We start from the raw sequence: 17,463 nt of genomic DNA, 5'->3' as shown, positions 1-17,463 counted from the left end.
CGAGCAGCAAGGAGCTACCTAAGTTACGCGCTTGATAAGGTTTATGATTAGCACTTTGTACAAAGGATCCAGTTAACTGACAGTATAATGCCAAAAAATAATAGCTTATCCGGCAGAAAATGCCAACCCCGGCGCATTCCTGTTATCGAAAGCGCCAAATCCCGGATGACCGTTTTAACCTGTCAGGCGCGGGTTAATTTTCCATTAAACCATTGCCCGTTTATTTACCGGACGGTTGAGTGCTTACTGCTCGTTTTCTTTGCATCCTTGCTGTGGACATGTTCTCCGTCCAAAATCCCTTCTGATACATTTTTCGACGGCCGGTCATTCAGGGGTTGGAATGCCCACACAGAATCAGTTTGGCGGATCAAGGATGGCGTCATTACGGGTGGCAGTTTAAAGGGGAATCCGCAAAACGAATTCCTGGCGACGGACAAGGTCTACAAAAACTTTCACCTGCGGCTCGAATACCGCCTTGTTGGCACAGAAGGATTCGTGAATGGTGGCGTGCAGTTTCGCAGCCGGCGAACCACCAATCCGGCGAATGAGATGGCGGGTTACCAGGCAGACATCGGCGCAGGCTATACGGGCTACCTCTATGATGAGTCGCGGCGCAAACGTTTCCTGGCGGAAGCAGACGCTGATTTCGTTGCTTCGATTGAGCGGGTGGGCCAATGGAACCGATACGAAGTCATTGCCCGTGGCAAGCAGGTGACGATCATTCTCAACGGTCAAAGGACGATTACCTACCAGGAGCAGGAGGAAGATATTCCGCTGGAAGGACACATCGCCTTGCAGATCCATGGCGACAGCAAGGCTGAAATCTCTTTCCGGAACCTGCATATTGAGGAGTTGGATGATACCGTCGTTCCTCCCAATGGGGCTATCCTGAGTCGTTTCGGGACCTTACAGAACCGGTTGCCGGTTCCTGCCTTCGAAGAGGGCAACTTCCAGTTGGAAGAAGAAGATGTTGTCGTGTTTGTAGGTCAGGAAAACTTTGTGCGTGAGCAAAGGTCGGGTGAATTGGAGTCGCTGTTGGCGACAGGTTTTGCCAGGAAACGGCCCCGCTTTCGTTCGATGGCCTGGGAAGGAGATGTGGTCTATGAGCAATGGCGTGACCTGAACTTCGGGGATTGGGGCGATCAATTGGATGCTGTGGGCGCTACGGTGATCCTGGCCCAATTCGGTCAGATGGAAGCACTGGATGGACCAGGCCGACTGGCGGATTTCGAAGCAGCCTACAACCAGTTGCTGGATCAATTTACCCGCCGAACCCATAAGTTGGTGCTGGTGTCACCCATCCGTTTTGAAAAACCGCTTGCTTCCCATGCACCCGATCTTAGGGAAAGGAATGACGATCTTCAGTTGTATGTGCAATCGATGGAAAAGATCGCAGCTCAACGCAATGCGCTATTCGTGGATCTGACCAGGATGCGTTCCGGGAATCGGCTCACTGAGAATGGAATCCATCTGACACCGGAGGGGCTTCGCCGGGTGAGCGCAGAAATTGCCAGGCAGTTGGATGTTGAAATCGAGGAAATACCTTCGGATGCGGTCCGTCAGGCCATCGTTCAGAAAAACCGCCTTTGGTTCGATTTTTGGCGGCCGGCAAACTGGTCCTTTGTCTATGGAGACCGCGTGAATCAGATGTATGGGCAGGGGGCGGGGGCTGAGCCCTCGCTGCAGGTCGCTTTTGAGCAGCAGTTGCCCCTAGTGGAAAAAGCAGATGACGTCATTTACGATCGGATAGCAGGTAACGAAGCACCAAAAGTCTCGGTTGCTCCGGTGGTGTACAGTGAGATCGATGCCTTGACGCCAGAAGAACAACTGGCCGGGTTCACGACCGCAGAAGGGTATTCGGTCAATCTTTTTGCTTCAGAGCTGGAAGGAGTAGTGAATCCCGTGCAATTCGCATGGGACGAGCAGGGACGACTCTATGTGGCCTGTTCACCTTCCTACCCACAGACGCTGGCCGGGATGCCTGCGAAGGATTACATTCAGGTCCTGGAAGATCATGACCGTGACGGGGTAGCAGATAGTTCGTGGCGGTTTGCCGAAAACCTGAGCATGGTTCAAGGCATAGAACCTGGTGGAGATGGGGTCTACGTCTGCGATTTCGATCGAATTCTCTATCTCCGTGACACCGACGGGGACAAAAAGGCCGATGAGCGGGAGGTAATATTCTCCGGTTTCGGCGTAGGCGATACGCATCAAATGGTAAATAGTATTACGCATGGACCGGATGGGACACTGTGGTTCACCCAGGGACTGCACGCCATTTCCCGGGTGGAAACCCCGCATGGAGTTGCCCGTCTGGACCGGGCTGGGGTTTGGCGATATCGTCCACGCCGCCTGAAATTGGAGAGTTTCTTCGGAGGGGGAATGGCGGGCGCCAATTGCTGGGGCGTCGCTTTTGACGACTACGGCCAGGTCTTTCACAAGACCGGAGACCGCCCGGAAGGCTATTGGACCGTGCCCGGATTGGTTCCTTTTCCGGAACAAGACAACTCCCGCTACAAAGAAGATCCGAATACGGCCTACGAGAAGAACAATCCGGAGCAGTATCATGATGTAGGTCCTCTGTTTGAGACCTCGCCTAAAACAACCTCTCTGGAAATCATTGGAACATCAGCCATGCCCGAAGAGCTGCAAGGAGCGGCACTGATCGCCGGATACTTCGGGTCTGTGGTGGAATTGCACCAATTCGAAGATGCGGGTTCCGGATTTGCTACCAAACAGCTTCCCCGATTGATCAGCTCCTCCGATAACTCGTTTCGCCCGGTGGATGTCTCTGTGGGGCCTGATGGGGCTATGTATGTGGCCGATTGGTTCAACCCGATCATTGGTCACTACCAGGCGAGCTATGCTGATCCACAACGGGACAAGTCACATGGCCGTATCTGGAGGATTACAGCAGACTCCAGGCCGTCCTTTAACTATCCCGATCTATCTGTAATGGATGAGGGCCAACTGCTAGAACTTTTGGATTCTCAGGAGCGCTGGTTGCGCTACCAGGCGAAGCGATTACTTTACTACCAGCCAACAGAAACGGTTGTGGCCGCAGCAGATGCTTTGGAACTTCAAGATCGAAAAGACCAGTTTCTCCTCGAATTGATCGGGGTCTACCAGGCGCATGAAACTGTCCGACCGGAGTTGCTCGATCGCCTGTTGCGCTCGAAGGATTTCCGGATTCGGGCCTATGGTGCCCGTGTGCTGGGAGACTGGGCCTCCCGGCTGGAAGGTGGAGCCCTTGGTCGGCTAAGGCAACTGGTTAATGATACCCACGCCCGGGTCCGGTTGGAGGCAGTGATAGCCGCTAGCTACCTGCGGGAGATCCCTGCGATCGAAGTGGTAACTGCAGCACTCGAACATGAAATGGACCCCTTTCTACAGTACGCTTTGAGGCAGAGTGCACGATCCCTTCAGATGCTCTGGGAGACTCCATTTCAGGAGGGAGAACTTAGGCCAGCGTCCAGGATTCAGGAAAACTTTCTGCGCGAGCTGCTGGATCAGGGACCGGCTATCGTTTCAAGCGGCGAAGCCGTGTACGAAAAGGCCTGCCTGTCATGCCATCAGCCTGGTGGTAAGGGGCTACCAAAGGTGTATCCACCCCTGCTGGGCTCGAAGCGGGTCAAAGGAGAGGAAACAAAGCTCATCAAAATCGTACTCAATGGGCTTACCGGTCCCCTCGACGTAGCGGGAGAACAATACGGTGCCGGAACCCAGTCCATTCCCATGCCTCCCATGGGTGGAATGAGCGATCAGGAGATCGCAGATGTCCTTACCTACATCCGCAAGGAATTTGGTAACGGATCACCCGCAGTAGCTCCCGAAACGGTCGCGAAAACCCGGGCGGAGTACTCCGGACGAACCAAACCCTGGACCGCTCCGGAGCTGGACGACTGAACCGGATTTCCAATCCTAAGCCTTAACAGACAAAACGTTAATTGAGAGTCCACTATGAAATGATGCAATCCAGTTTCCGATGGGTCAGGCGTGGGAATATGTTCTTAGATACCCCCTGCAGGGTGTAGCATTTTTCTACACCCAACTATTTTTTCGGAAGCCGCATTGATCGCAGTCAAATTATTTAAAGATGGAAAATTAAGTACCGGACAGGCTGCTGAAAGCGTTGGAGTATCCAAAAGAACGTTTATTGAATTACTAGGAGAATATAATGTTTCCGTTTTTGGATATAACGATGAAGAGCTTGAGGAAGATTTAGAAAAAGTGGAATTCCATATTTCAAAATCTTGCGTTTATCGAAATTTGATACTAAATTTTCTCAACTCATAGAAAGTCTCAAAATAAGAGAATCTAAAGAAATCATACCTCCGAAATTTATCAATACCATTTTACTTAATGAAATGAAGGGATTTGTTGGCCTTAAAACAGATAGTTTAGAGCAAACAACAGCAAAACTGAATGCGGTTACTTCTAATATTCTCTATACCAATTTTGAAAGCAAAGTTGATCTATTGGAAGACATTTCGGAAGAAGAACGGACGAAATATAAAAAGGAGGTGGCAAATTCTATTGAAACGGTGGTCGGTCAATAAATGGATGTTCCCTTTATTCTGCTTTGTGGTTATTTTTTTGCAGCATAGTGTGATTCAAATATCCGGTATTTAAACAATGCAACTACAATAGATCCGCCAACACCGTTGCCGAGTAAGGTAATGAGAAGGAAAAGGATATAATTTGAAAATGAAATAGATGGAGAATGTAAGAAGGCACCAAAAACTTCTATGTTTCCGACAATGCTGTGATGAAAGCCTACGAAACCGATGGTGCCTGTTATCATCACTATTAAAAATATACGTGTGAATGCTTCGGTGGTGCTGTTCAATAACCAGGTCAAAAGTCCCATTAACCATCCTGCAAAGATCGCACTTAAAAAAAGCACCCAATAACTATGGTCCAGGATATGCGTTCCGATGGTAATCATGGTGTCATTTTCGAAAAGATGGAGTTGGGAAGCTAAACCTTCGATAAAAAAAATAAATAAAATCCCGCCCATTGTGTTTCCAATAATTACTACTCCCCAGATGCTCAATAATTCAAGAATAGTTCTTTGTCCGTTTAATACAGGCAGTGCTAAAACAGAGGTTTGCTCGGTATAAAGCACTGATTTGCCCAGAATCACCATGATAAATCCCAGGGGATAAACAAGGGCAAACATTTTGTAAATCAGGTTTTCATCCAATTTACCAATCAAAAGAAAATATAAGGTGCAGATTAATAAATAGCTAAAGCCTATTTCGAGCCCTGCAATGCAGGCACTCAGAAAGATGGCTCTTTTTTTTATTTTAAATATTTCCTCTCCCTCATGAATGACCCGGCTTAGGATTTCAGTGTACTTTTTAGAGCCTTCTACCTCATTCGATTTTTTCTCCAGATCCTGTTGGTGCTCTTTTTGTTCTTTATTTTCAGCTTTCATATATATTTCTGTGCGTTAAATTGGTATTAGGCCCTTGTTCAACCACTTCATCTGGTATAAAGTTATTCGATGCTTTTAAAAAACAGGCTTATCACTGGTAATAGTAGACTTATGATAGAACTAAGAAATCCACTTTTTATCACAAATCAATAAAGTTCCTTTGACCATCATGCCAACCTGAGTTTGACTAATGATAAGGAAAATAGGTGATAGGAAGGGTTTATAGGGGATCTTTTACCTTTTTTAATGGGCAATAATACTGCCTAAAAAATACTCGCTCTAGGGGGGTGCTGTATTGCGCCTGTGGCAGGTCCTACATTTTACCTGGAAGGGGTTCGGGGCAATTACCTAAGCCTTTGCCAGCTCCTTACAGGCTTTTACCAGTACGTCCAGCTCATCCAGCGTCGTATAGAGATTTGGACTAATCCTACAGCCATGGACATTAGAACCGTCGATGGCAACGGTGAAAATCTTGTATTTTTCCATCAGGATTTTCGCAAAATCAGCTGGTTTCAGGCCATCAATGCCTACATTTCCTATGCCGCAATGTCGCGCAGGATCCTCGGGCGTATTTATAATTACCCCCGGGATATCCCTGACTTGGCTGGTCCAGTAAGTTTGTAAATACCGGAGACGTTCTTCTTTTCTTTTTCCCCCAATGGCCTGATGGTAATCAATGGCATCGCTAATGGCCAGGTCGGTATAGGCCGGGTAGGTGCCAATATGGTTCAGGCGGTGAATGTCGTTGGGGTCTCGCTCCCCTTCGGCAAGCAAGGGCCAGACATGCTCCGCATTCCCTTTCTTTACGTACAAGAGGCCCGCACCAAGCGGCGTGCTCAGCCATTTGTGAAGGCTGGTCCCGTAATAGTCGCAGTTCAGATCGGGTAGGTTAAACTGGAAATGGGCAAAGGCATGCGCCCCGTCCACCAACACCTGCACCCCTTTGCTATGGGCCATGTCACAAATTTTCCGCACCGGCAGGATCTGCCCGGTGATGTTGATCATGTGCGAAATCATTAATAGCCGTGTCCTGGGTGTGATGGCAGCCGCATAGAGCTCCACAATTTCTTCGTCGGATTGGGGCAGGTTCGGAACGGATACCACCTTATTTACCACACCGTACCGTTTGGCGGCCAGTTTGAACTGATTCAACATGGCGCCGTAGTCCTGCTCGGCCATAACGGCCTCGTCTCCTTCCTTCCAATGAATACCGGTAATGATCAAATCCAGGGACTCGGTGGCGTTTCGGGTGATGACCACCTCCTCGGGGCTACAGCCGCCCAATTCCGCCAAACGGGCAGTGGTGGCCGCTTTGTTTCCCTTGCGCTCGTTTCGCATGTACCATGATCCCTGGTAATTTACCTCCCGCACATGCCCAATTAAATTTTCAAGGGTTTCCTGCGGGACAAAACAATAAAAGCCGTTTTCCAGGTTGATATAATCGGGTTTGAGCTTGTATCCAGCCCTTATCCCCGCCCAGAAGTCTTCGTTGGAGGCAAGTTGGGAGGGGGGTATATGCTCAAAACGGGACAGGAGCTGGCCAAAGGAATTGACGCCGGGGCTGGCCGTAGCACCCAGTGCCAAAAGGTTTTTCAGGAAGGTTCTTTTTCTCATCTTCTGGAAAGTTTGTTTAAATATAAGAAAAAAACAACCGGGTTTAAAAAGGAGAATTACACCCATTGGAAGGAAGAGCTTGTCGGAAATTATTCCGGAACACGGGGATTGGAAGATGTTAAAAATGTTGGCTTTCAAAAAATCAGGACTTGTACCGCACTTTACTCAAGGGTAGTTCTGTTTCAACTTTGGAACACAATAATCCATTTACCGGCATAAATTCAAGTGTTTTACAAATTAAATATTTTTTATTTTTAGATTACGAAATTTTCTGTGATACTTAAGGCGTAATCAGAAACCTATTTCTGAGCGGTGAATTGATAAGTTGGTTTTTTAGTAATTCATTAAAGAGCAGGACGGATACCTTAGCCGTTGGCACGATTGTCATTGGGAGTTCCGGGTTAAACTGGCTAAAATACCATACCTTTTTGATAAAATATAGGACTGTAATTTTTAGCCGATCATGTAATTTTGACAGGTATTATTTAATTGGATGTTCTTATAAAGTTTTGATATAAATAAAAATTACAACATTAGTTAGCTGAAAAGGAACAACCAAGGTTCCGGGCATGCCGAAGGCTGAATGGGTACAGCATAAAATACATGGATTTATTTCGATTGAATTAGGTTAATTGGTCAGTCTTCTGTTTTATATTTCCCTATTCGGTTTTTCAGTGTGTGCGGACTTTGGTTTACTATTAATGGCATAGACCTGGCAGTTTTTTGAAAATCTGCCAGGTCTATATCATTTTACAGCTTAGGAGTTGGTTCAATTTGATAGGTATTAAAAAAATGACCATTTTTGATAAAACCGGAATAAGCAATTGATTCATCAAAAAGAATTATGCTGCCACTGCCTTTATTACTAACCTTCATTCAATGAACGTAGACCAGTTAACCACCGATTTTTTACCAAAAGAACTTGTATTCAAATTGTACAAAATCCCCGTTGGGGACTATCAACAGCAAATCGATCTGGTAAGCAGCTACGCAGAGACCATAAAAGCAAGCGTGGATCCTGATGTGTTTGCTGTAAAACTTCACCATCAACTCGGTTTCTGCTATTGGCAATCAGATGTTTACCCTCAGGCGATTGAACATTTTAAAATAGTAATCGAAAATTTATCAGCTCATCACTACCCTTCTCTTTATTTTCAGGTAATAGGCCTACTGATCCGGTGCAATCGCTTGCTTTCGGAATTTAAAGAATCCTTTTACTGGATCGAAATGGCCTTCAATAACCTTAGGGCCACAGCATCCTCCTTTGAGAAATTAAATATTTTAAAAGAATACTTGGATGTTTTGACCGATGCCAACAAACCCTTTAACAAGGATTATGAACCAATAATTGAGTATATAATTTCCGATTTGGGTTTTCCACAAAAGTTAACCGATCCCATCGAAACGATAATTGCCATGCGTGATGCCAATCATGTCTGGAACCACAAACTAAGTGAACTTGCCATTTCACGTGCGCAAATAGAAGATACGAATCAAATAAAAAAGGACTATAAAAATTTCAGGAAGCATTGCCCGATTGAATGGTATAGAAAATATGCTGAGGACGCAATCAATAAAAGAAAGGGAAATTAACCATGATCATTGGCTTGTCATAAAATAGTTGTGATTGAACGGTAAATTTTGTTTTATTCAGCTTTATTCAAGAAATCCACATGAAAACTCCGATCAAACTGTTTGTTGTTGCCTTTGCCGGAACGTTGTTTCTCTTTTCTTGTAAGGAACAAGCAAGCCGCCCTAATATTATATTTATCCTTACAGACCAGCAAAGTGAAAGCATGATGAGCAGTTCCGGCAATGAATACCTGCAAACCCCTGCCATGGATTATATTGCCAACAATGGCATTCGCTTTACCCGTGCCTATGTGACCAATCCGGTATGTTCTCCCTCCCGGGTAAGTTTGATGACGGGAAGGTTCCCTGGCTTTTACAAAGACTCCAATGGCAATCAGGTAAGAAATAATGCCGGCGCTATGGATATTCCAGCAAACAGCCCGGAGGCATCCCATGAAAATTTAGCCGGATACTTAAAAAAGGCAGGGTACGATTTGGTGTATGGGGGCAAACAGCACCTGCCGGCGTTCGTGGATCCGGACCTGACAGGCTTTGAGGTGCTTACAGAAGATGCAAGAGGGGAATTGGCAAGCAAGGCTGCCGACTACATCAGAGAAGATCACGATAACCCCTATTTTATGACCGTATCCCTGATCAACCCGCATGACATTTGCTTTATGGCCATAAGGGATTTTGCAGATTCCACTTACCTGCAGCAGTTGCAACGAAATTTTCAAACGGAGTTAACGCTGCTTGACAAAGCCCTGGAGATGCCGGAAGGCGTAAGTCGGGAGGAATTTTTTGAGCACTATTGTCCTCCTCTACCTCCCAATTTTGAACCCCAGGAAGACGAGGCAAAAGCCATTGAGTTGTTTCTGAAACGTGATCCCCGTTCGTTTCGGACTGGGGCCCGGGAAGAATATACCGAAGAGCAGTGGCGCATGCACCGCTGGGCCTATGCCCGATTGACAGAAATGGCCGATGCCCATGTTCAGGTAATCCTGGATGCGCTTACAGAGAGTGGAACCGAGGAGGAAACCCTGGTTATTTTCAGCAGCGAACACGGGGACATGGATGGATCTCATAAGCTGGAACACAAAAACGTATTGTATGAGGAATCGGTAAAAGTGCCATTTACCGCCATGTGGAAAGGGAAAATACCGGCCGGTCAGGTAGATGTGCGACATCTGGTTTCCGTGGGATTGGACCTTTTGCCGACAGTGGCGGATTATGCCGGGATAACAGCGGAAGCGGATCCCCGGGGGAGAAGTTTAAGGCCCTTATTTGAGGGCAGGGAGATTGATTGGAGAACCTCCCTGGGCATTGAAGGAGAGATCAGCAGGGCGGTGATCCGGGATGACGGTCTGAAATACATCCGCTATGATGCCGCCGGGTTTGAAGAGCGGCTGATGGATCTGAGGAAGGATCCTTATGAGACCACTCATTTTACCCATGATCCGGCATATAGGGAGGAGTTGGAAAAGATCCAGACTGAGTTTGAGGAATCCTGGTTTGAAGGTCATTAAAAATAGGATGATCGCATAGCATTCATTGTTGTACACTGCAAAATAGAGAGAAGACGAAGATGAACACAATTAACAGGACGATGACAAACATCTGCTCGGACAACTTGGCTGAGAGCAGAGAATTCTATACCAAACTGTTCGACTTTCATGTGGATTATGATAACGATTGGTTTGTGCACCTGATTTCAAAAGATAAACAACTTGAACTGGGAATTATTAAACGAACCAGTGAAATGATCCCTGAAGGCTACCAAAATAATCCGAAAGGATTTTATCTGACCTTTGTCGTCGAAAATACTGATCAGGTATTTAAACTGGCAATAGAGGAAGGTCTTGACATCCTAAGTGAACCGACGGACACATTTTACGGACAAAGGAGATTATTGCTTAAAGACCCAAATGGAACATTGGTAGATGTTTCTTCTCCCATGCCAAATTTCGACAATAAGTAAAACGCAGGAGGGAGGCCCCTATGAAAACAAGAAACGGCAGCTATCATCGTGGCCATCTTGGTTACGGTGAGACGGAAATTGCTCCGAAAATACCAGGTTTTCCTTTCTACGGCCCATTCCATAAACCATAATCAATTTATCATGAAACAAATTGCTTTTATTTTACTTGTATTTAATCTATGGTTTTTTCCGGAAGTATGTGCTCAAAAAAGACCGAATATACTCCTCATCATGGCGGACGATATGGGCTATTCCGATATGGGAAGTTTTGGGGGAGAAATCGCCACCCCAAACCTGGACATGCTGGCTGAAGGGGGGATAAAATTTACTCAGTTTTACAACGCAGCCAGGTGTTGTCCCACCCGCGCATCCTTACTCACTGGAATGTATCCCCACCAGGCAGGTATAGGCGGAATGACCAACGACCGGGGCGTTCCTGCTTACAGGGGAGACCTGAACAAACAATGTGTGACCATAGCCGAAACGCTAAAAGAGAGTGGCTACCGAACCTTTATGTCTGGAAAATGGCATGTGACCAAGCATGTGGATATTTGGAGGACCTGGTTGACGGAGGATCAGAAAATACGTACATCCAAGGATAATTGGCCGCTGCAGCGGGGTTTTGAGGAATTTTTCGGTACCATCCATGGTGCCGGCAGTTACTACAATCCGGCTACCCTGACCAAAAACAATATGCCGGTAGATGCAGGGGAGGGCTTTTATTATACAGATGCCATTAGTGAACATGCTTCGGAGTTCATCAGAAAATTTGGAAAAGGGGACCCGGATGAAAAGCCCTTTTTTGGTTATATTGCCTATACGGCACCCCACTGGCCTTTACATGCTTTGACCGAGGACATTGAAAAATACAAAGGCAAGTATGACAGGGGCTGGGATAAGATCCGTGAAGAGCGAATGGCCAGGATGGAGGCCATGGGCTTGATTCATCCCGAATGGAAATTGAGTGTTCGGGACCCGGATAATCTTTCCTGGGAAGAAACCGGAGACAAGGAATGGTGGGCGGCTTGCATGGAAGTCTATGCGGCCATGGTAGACCGGATGGATCAGGGAATTGGAAGCATCATACAGGCATTGGAAGAAACCGGCCAATTGGACAATACTTTGATATTCTTTTTGCAGGATAACGGGGCTTGTCACGAGGTTTTGACAGATAACTGGCCCAGGTCCTTGCATTTCCCTGCCTTTCAGCGGGATGGCAGCCCCTTGCTCAGGGGCAACGATGTCACTGTGATGCCTGGTCCGGAAAGTACCTATATGAGTTATTCTTCCGAATGGGCAAATGCCAGCAATACGCCTTTCAGGCTTTACAAACACTATATCCATGAAGGGGGCATTTCCACTCCGTTGATTGCCTATTGGCCGGAAGGTATACAGCAAGCCTCACGGAATTCAGGTCAACTGGGGCATATCACCGACATCATGCCTACCATTGTAGAAGTGTCTGGTGCCAGTTATCCGGAAGAATACAAAGGGGAGAGGATCAAGCCCATGGAAGGGCAAAGTCTGGTGCCGGTATTTCGAAATCAAACTTTTGATCACCATGCCATAGGATGGGAGCATGAAGGGAACCGTGGTTTCAGGGATGGAAAATGGAAGTTGGTGGCAACCAACCGTCCGGAGGCAGAATGGGAATTATACGACATAGAAGCTGACCGTACGGAACAGCAGGATTTGGCAACGGTACGACCCCAGATTACAGCGGCCATGATTCGAAAGTACAGCGAATGGGCCAATCGGGTAGGGGTGGTTGATTGGGGAAACCGGTAGCTTGCTGGTTACCAAATGGATAAAATTCAAGATATACATTTGATTTTTGTTTTTGGAAAAGCCTCGGGAGGGGGGCGATATTTGAGAATTTCCTGGAATGTTTGCCCATACTATCAAACCCAGATCAGACGGAATGAATTCTGCTGACAGGTAACTAAGCCCACAGAATCTCCTACGACTTGGAAAACTAGTAAATCAGAAGTTGACTTTTACGAATTTAAGTGGTGCCGAATCCCTCAATGTGGCCGAAGTCACAACGGTGGTATGTGATTACCTGCGGCGGCATTAGAGAGGATAGGGATGATACCATTTAAATTCATTTAATTTTTTGGAAATTAATTTTATTTTTCGTAGTTAGAAGAAAATTTTATTAAGCAAAGTACTTTTTATTCAGGTTTTTCTTAAATAAATGAGATTCACACAAGTGAGGAGGGTGGACAGGGAACCAAAGAATTTTTACTTAATAAATGATTAAAAACTTGCTGGGCTGGTGAATTGAGCCAATTTGGGAGCGTGCTGTTTATATTAAAGCAAATTGGTTTTTGAAGAGCTATTAATAAAATGAGTCCCAGCGGATATAAATGATAACGTTCAACCACCAAAATAGAAATTGATGAAGGTATTCTCTGGTCTCCTGATTCTGGTCTTGTTTGCAACCTCCTGCACCACCTACCAGGCCACAGTAACAAAACACGATGAATTAAACTACAGTGCCATACGCGTATATCCAGAATGGACCTACAAAAAGCCAAAAGGAAAAAAATGGATAGCACCCCTAATCGGATTAAGCATCGGGGGGGCTTATGGATACCAAACCGAATTTACCTACGACGGTCAGACTTTTAGAGAAGCCGAAAATGCAGCTATATGGGGAGGTGTAGGTCTGCTTGCGGGAGCAATGGTAAATGGAATACTTTTTCCGAAATATGCGGCGAGACGGAAGCAAACGTTTGAATTGTCACAAAGTGACAAATGGGTAAAGAGTTTTAATTCAACTACCGGAATCAATTATGTGATTAGTCAAAAAGAGTTAAACAATACCTTGGTTCTTGTGCCGGAAGAGAAAATCCGAGAGCTACGACAGCAGGCACAAGTACTCCGAAATGACTTGAACCAGGCCACACCAACGATAGGTTTTGATGAACTTCAAAGTTGGAAAGGAAACTTACAAAGGGAGTACTCCGTGCTGCCTTCGTCTGAAATTAGCGATTTATCCCTGTTGATCTCGACCAATGAAACCAAAGTAGCCAATATCGACCTTCTAGCAAAAGCCCAGCAGCTACAATCCTTGAAATCGGATTTGAATTCCGTTAACGTGTTAAATGCGTTTAGCGGTACCAATGCGCTTCTTTACGCCAAAGCCGATGCCCTAACTCAACGGAGGGCTAACGATATCATATTTACAAGAATTACTGATATTTTCAACCAAATTTTACCTGAAGAAAAAAATAAATTGGCATCGATCGAATCTGGAAAAGAAGGGATTGGTCCCATCAATACGTTTTATCAATTGTTTACGCAAAAATATGGGAATCTGCTTGCTTACGAAGAGGTTAAGGAGTTAAAGATGCTAGTTGAAGCCAAGAAAAGCTCGATGCTAACAGCTATTGCAAGAGAAATACGTCTTGAAATCGACAATGCACAAAGTGTCAATCAGCTCGAAACCATCAATAGTACCTACCTTTCTCACGTCGATACAGGAAATAGTCTTATTGCTTCACTAAATGAGAGAATAGTAGCCCGGAAGCAGGAGATTATTGAGGAAGAAAAAAGGCGTGAGCTCGCAAAACAGCGGGCAGAGCAAGAACGCAGAGACCAAATCAGAAAAGAGGAGGAAGCAAAAAGAAGAGTTATTTCACAAAATAATGCCGTAGTGGACAGGCTAAGAAGAGACTTACGGATTGAATTTGAGTCAAATTTCCCCACTTTTGAAGAACTACAGGCCATTCTCCAAGCCTATATCAAATTAATAAACGATGATGGGGAGTATTTTGTCAGCGATGGCGAATATTTTGTCAACCTGGTCGAACGAAAAGGTTTTATGCGTAGGGGGATGAACAATATTTCCTATGCTGTTGAGACTTTTGAAAATAGTAGAGGTTTTACTTTAAGGGCAGCCGCTTACGGTGCGAAGAATGCAGCAAAGTTTACAAATGTTTCATTAGAAATTCCAAATCCGTCCAAAGAAATGATTCGGATGTACAAATTAGAGCTGGTTTCAAACTACCGAAATACCTTTCGGTCTGGCATGAATCCCTACGAAGACGCCGAAGCGGGGGATTTATATGTGGATAGTGGCAAAACTGTGTACGAGTACGAAATTGATAAAGACGGCGAATTGGTCATTGAGGTACGAAAGAATACCGATGCAATTTGGCCCATTATGGCAGAACGGATTAGCACGAATACGATCAAAGTTGATTCCTTTTCAAATTTCACCGATATCTCGGTTCGGGAAGGTCAACTTGTCGAGATTGAAGCTTCGGGATCCATTAAGTTGGGAGTGTTTTCCGTGGATTGTTACCCGGAAGGAATAAATGGCTTTCGGTACAATAACGTGGACCAACGTTTTAATCATGGTTGTCTGATTGGAAAAATCGGTAACGACGGAGAGTGGTTTTATATCGGTAGGAATAAAACCTTCACAGCACCAGCTTCCGGAGTTCTCCATTTGCGTATCAATGATGACGTAGAAATTGATAATAGTGGGTATTTTACTGTAAGTTATTCAGTAGAATAGCCTGTATTTTTCCCTGGGAGGGAAACGTATCCCTGTTTGTGAAACCGAAATAAACCGCTTTATTTGAGCTTCGTATCCGTATTCCGGGTTGGAGCAGGGGAAATTTCCTTCCTGGCAGCGATTTGTAAGACTACTCAGATACACTGGCTCTTGACCGGATATATCCTTCGATCGCTTTGAACGATGCGCCATTTAAGGACGCTATCCTTACCAATGGCTACCTGCTAATCCAGCGTACCTGGCAGCCGGGAGATCGGGTAACCCTTTCTTTTCCCATGAAGGCGAGGGCTGTGATCGGCCATCCGGAGATCGAAGACACAAACGGCAAGGTAGCGTTGGTCCGCGGGCCACTCGTTTATTGCATGGAAGAGGTGGACAATCCGGACTATTTTCGGGACAAGGAAAATCACCGTATCCATTACAAAACCCTGGAAAGTGCGTTTGAGAGCGACCTTCTCGGAGGGGTGGTCGCCCTTACAACTTGTGCTTCAAACGCCAAAAACGAATACCTGGACCTAACCTACGTACCCTATCACCGATGGGCTAACCGAGCAAGCGGGAAGATGCAGGTATGGGCACGATCGGAATGAAAGGCGGCCTTTGGCGAGTCAGGCGACCTTTCCTCGACGAATGGCCTCCATTAGAAGCAGATTTGGAATTATCGACCATTTCTACTTGCTCCGGCAGACTATGATTTTTAGAAAATCGGAAAGAAACGATTTCCACCGGTATTTATAAAAGCATCCCTTGTTAACATACAACACATTTTAGTTAAAAAACAGGATAATTAACACAGGTGGTCTTGATACTTTTATCCATAAATAAGTTCGATAACAAAATGGTATCAATTGGGCATGCCATTACCTTCCAAAGCGATTGGTTATGAGTATCATTCTAAAAGTAATTTTGGGGATCATGACGGGAACGTTTGGGTTCTACTATATTAGGGATGTTTTTAGAAATAGAAAGGTGTTTTCCGGCAAACCATGGTCAGGTCTTTTAGCAACCGGATTTGTTACCAATTTTTTCGACACCTTGGGGATTGGGAGTTTTGCGCAGCAGACCGCTATTTTTAAGTTTTTTAAGCTTGTCGATGACCGGCTGATCCCCGGTACAATGAATGTTGGAAATACAATTCCTACAGTAACGCAGGCCTTTATATTCATGACAGTAGTTCAGGTGGACCCCATTACCCTGGTCAGCATGGCAACAGCCGCACCTTTGGGCGCATTGCTTGGTGCGGATATTGTTTCCAGGATGTCACGCCGCGGTATACAGATGGGACTTGGTTTCGGCCTGTTGGCGGTGGCCCTGATTATGATAGCTGGATTTTTAAATTTGATGCCCGTAGGTGGGGAGGCCATAGGATTGACAGGTTGGAAACTGGCACTTATAGTTGGGATGAGCTTTATTTTTGGTGCCCTCCAAACCGTAGGGGTCGGGTTTTATGCACCCTGCATGGCGATGGTCTATGCGCTTGGCATGCATCCGCTCACCGCCTTTCCAATAATGATGACTGCAACTGCCATGTTAATGTCAGCTGGCGGGGCTCAGTTTGTCAAAAAAGGAGCCTATGACAGGAAAGTTTCCTTTTCGCTATCGATTGCCGGAATTATGGGCGTGTTTCTGGCCGCTTTTGTTGTCAAATCGTTACCCCTGTTAATGCTCAAATGGGTGGTCTTGTGTATCATTCTCTATACATCGGTATGGATGTTTCTTTCCGCCATCCGAAAAGAAGGGGAGTCGAAAGTCCAGGTATTGTGATACGGATGAAATTTATACTCCTATCTTCTATTCTTGTCTAGTTGTGTACCAGTAAAACACTTGCCCGGGAAAAAGCCAATCCCCCCAAACATCATCCTGATTTTCTGCTCAAGAACGGGAGAATATCATGAAGAGCACCTATAATTTGACCCGCTTTCCGGAAAATATTGAATTGTACAACTTAAAAGAAGATCCGGGGAAAGTTTGGATGTCTCTGATGATCACCTTGAAATCGTGGACCGCTTGTTTGCAATGGCCCAGGCAGAAAGAAAGGCACTTGGACAGTACGAACAGTACGGGCCGGAGGTCCGAAAAGCGCTTTTAATAGAAAATCCCAAATACCTTTTCGATTAGCTCTAGCAAAGAAAGGTGTAAGTTTGAGCACCCACCTGATGCTTATTTATTATATACACAAAAACAGGCTTACAATGTAATGTAATAGGCACCTAAACCCGGTATCTTTTTGAAAATCTGGTAGTTTACTAATTTCATAATTCAAGCATTATTGTGGTAAAAGGCAAAATACCACACAATATGGTTAAGATATTGGATGCATGGAGAGAGCCA

General features: G+C 45.6%; 13 protein-coding genes. 11 read left to right on the top strand and 2 right to left on the bottom strand.

Translation table 11 applies throughout. The annotated features are described in order from the left end of the window. Nucleotides 1-87 precede the first annotated feature (87 nt). The 3 genes from G9Q97_RS07525 (at nucleotide 88) to G9Q97_RS07515 (ending at nucleotide 4,559) form a co-directional block, all read left to right on the top strand. Nucleotides 88-3,906: a PVC-type heme-binding CxxCH protein gene (locus G9Q97_RS07525; protein WP_166144842.1), complete on the top strand. Its 3,819-nt coding sequence runs from the start codon at nucleotides 88-90 to the stop codon at nucleotides 3,904-3,906. A 165-nt stretch (nucleotides 3,907-4,071) separates the two neighbouring features. After that, nucleotides 4,072-4,296, top strand: coding sequence for a UPF0175 family protein (locus tag G9Q97_RS07520; RefSeq protein ID WP_222851936.1), 225 nt, complete (start codon nucleotides 4,072-4,074; stop codon nucleotides 4,294-4,296). Continuing rightward, complete coding sequence (locus tag G9Q97_RS07515; protein ID WP_166144840.1) at nucleotides 4,254-4,559, top strand: DUF885 domain-containing protein; 306 nt, start codon at nucleotides 4,254-4,256, stop codon at nucleotides 4,557-4,559. The genes G9Q97_RS07520 and G9Q97_RS07515 overlap by 43 nt, the downstream gene beginning before the upstream one ends. Nucleotides 4,560-4,588: 29 nt before the next feature. On the opposite strand, the gene G9Q97_RS07510 is transcribed toward G9Q97_RS07515, so the two are convergent. Further along, on the bottom strand, nucleotides 4,589-5,440 hold the full coding sequence (locus G9Q97_RS07510) for a formate/nitrite transporter family protein (RefSeq protein WP_166144836.1): 852 nt from the start codon (nucleotides 5,438-5,440) through the stop codon (nucleotides 4,589-4,591). 348 nt (nucleotides 5,441-5,788) lie between these two features. Beyond that, nucleotides 5,789-7,054, bottom strand: coding sequence for an aminotransferase class V-fold PLP-dependent enzyme (locus tag G9Q97_RS07505; protein WP_166144833.1), 1,266 nt, complete (start codon nucleotides 7,052-7,054; stop codon nucleotides 5,789-5,791). Nucleotides 7,055-7,933: 879 nt separating this feature from the next. On the opposite strand from G9Q97_RS07505, the gene G9Q97_RS07500 reads away from it, so the two are divergent. From G9Q97_RS07500 to G9Q97_RS07465, 8 genes are all read left to right on the top strand, one after another. Then, nucleotides 7,934-8,647, top strand: a complete 714-nt coding sequence (locus tag G9Q97_RS07500) for a hypothetical protein (protein ID WP_166144831.1) — start codon at nucleotides 7,934-7,936, stop codon at nucleotides 8,645-8,647. An 80-nt stretch (nucleotides 8,648-8,727) separates the two neighbouring features. Next, complete coding sequence (locus tag G9Q97_RS07495) at nucleotides 8,728-10,152, top strand: sulfatase family protein (RefSeq protein ID WP_166144828.1); 1,425 nt, start codon at nucleotides 8,728-8,730, stop codon at nucleotides 10,150-10,152. An 80-nt stretch (nucleotides 10,153-10,232) separates the two neighbouring features. Continuing rightward, the gene (locus G9Q97_RS07490) at nucleotides 10,233-10,604 is read left to right on the top strand and encodes a VOC family protein (RefSeq protein ID WP_246255489.1); all 372 of its coding nucleotides are present in this window, start codon (nucleotides 10,233-10,235) and stop codon (nucleotides 10,602-10,604) included. Between the two features lie 141 nt (nucleotides 10,605-10,745). Continuing rightward, entirely contained in the window at nucleotides 10,746-12,392 is a 1,647-nt protein-coding gene (locus G9Q97_RS07485) for an arylsulfatase (RefSeq protein WP_166144822.1), read from the top strand. A 613-nt stretch (nucleotides 12,393-13,005) separates the two neighbouring features. Further along, nucleotides 13,006-15,132, top strand: a complete 2,127-nt coding sequence (locus G9Q97_RS07480; RefSeq protein WP_166144819.1) for a hypothetical protein — start codon at nucleotides 13,006-13,008, stop codon at nucleotides 15,130-15,132. A gap of 176 nt (nucleotides 15,133-15,308) precedes the next feature. After that, the gene (locus G9Q97_RS07475; RefSeq protein ID WP_166144816.1) at nucleotides 15,309-15,722 is read left to right on the top strand and encodes a beta-L-arabinofuranosidase domain-containing protein; all 414 of its coding nucleotides are present in this window, start codon (nucleotides 15,309-15,311) and stop codon (nucleotides 15,720-15,722) included. Nucleotides 15,723-16,014: 292 nt separating this feature from the next. Further along, entirely contained in the window at nucleotides 16,015-16,896 is an 882-nt protein-coding gene (locus tag G9Q97_RS07470; RefSeq protein WP_166144813.1) for a sulfite exporter TauE/SafE family protein, read from the top strand. 204 nt (nucleotides 16,897-17,100) lie between these two features. Beyond that, entirely contained in the window at nucleotides 17,101-17,250 is a 150-nt protein-coding gene (locus G9Q97_RS07465) for a hypothetical protein (RefSeq protein WP_166144810.1), read from the top strand. Nucleotides 17,251-17,463: the final 213 nt, after the last annotated feature.

Source organism: Cyclobacterium plantarum, from assembly GCF_011290685.1.
Classification (GTDB): domain Bacteria; phylum Bacteroidota; class Bacteroidia; order Cytophagales; family Cyclobacteriaceae; genus Cyclobacterium; species Cyclobacterium plantarum.
The sequence above is the reverse complement of the archived record's forward strand: the minus strand, read 5'-3'. Positions and strand labels throughout refer to the sequence as shown.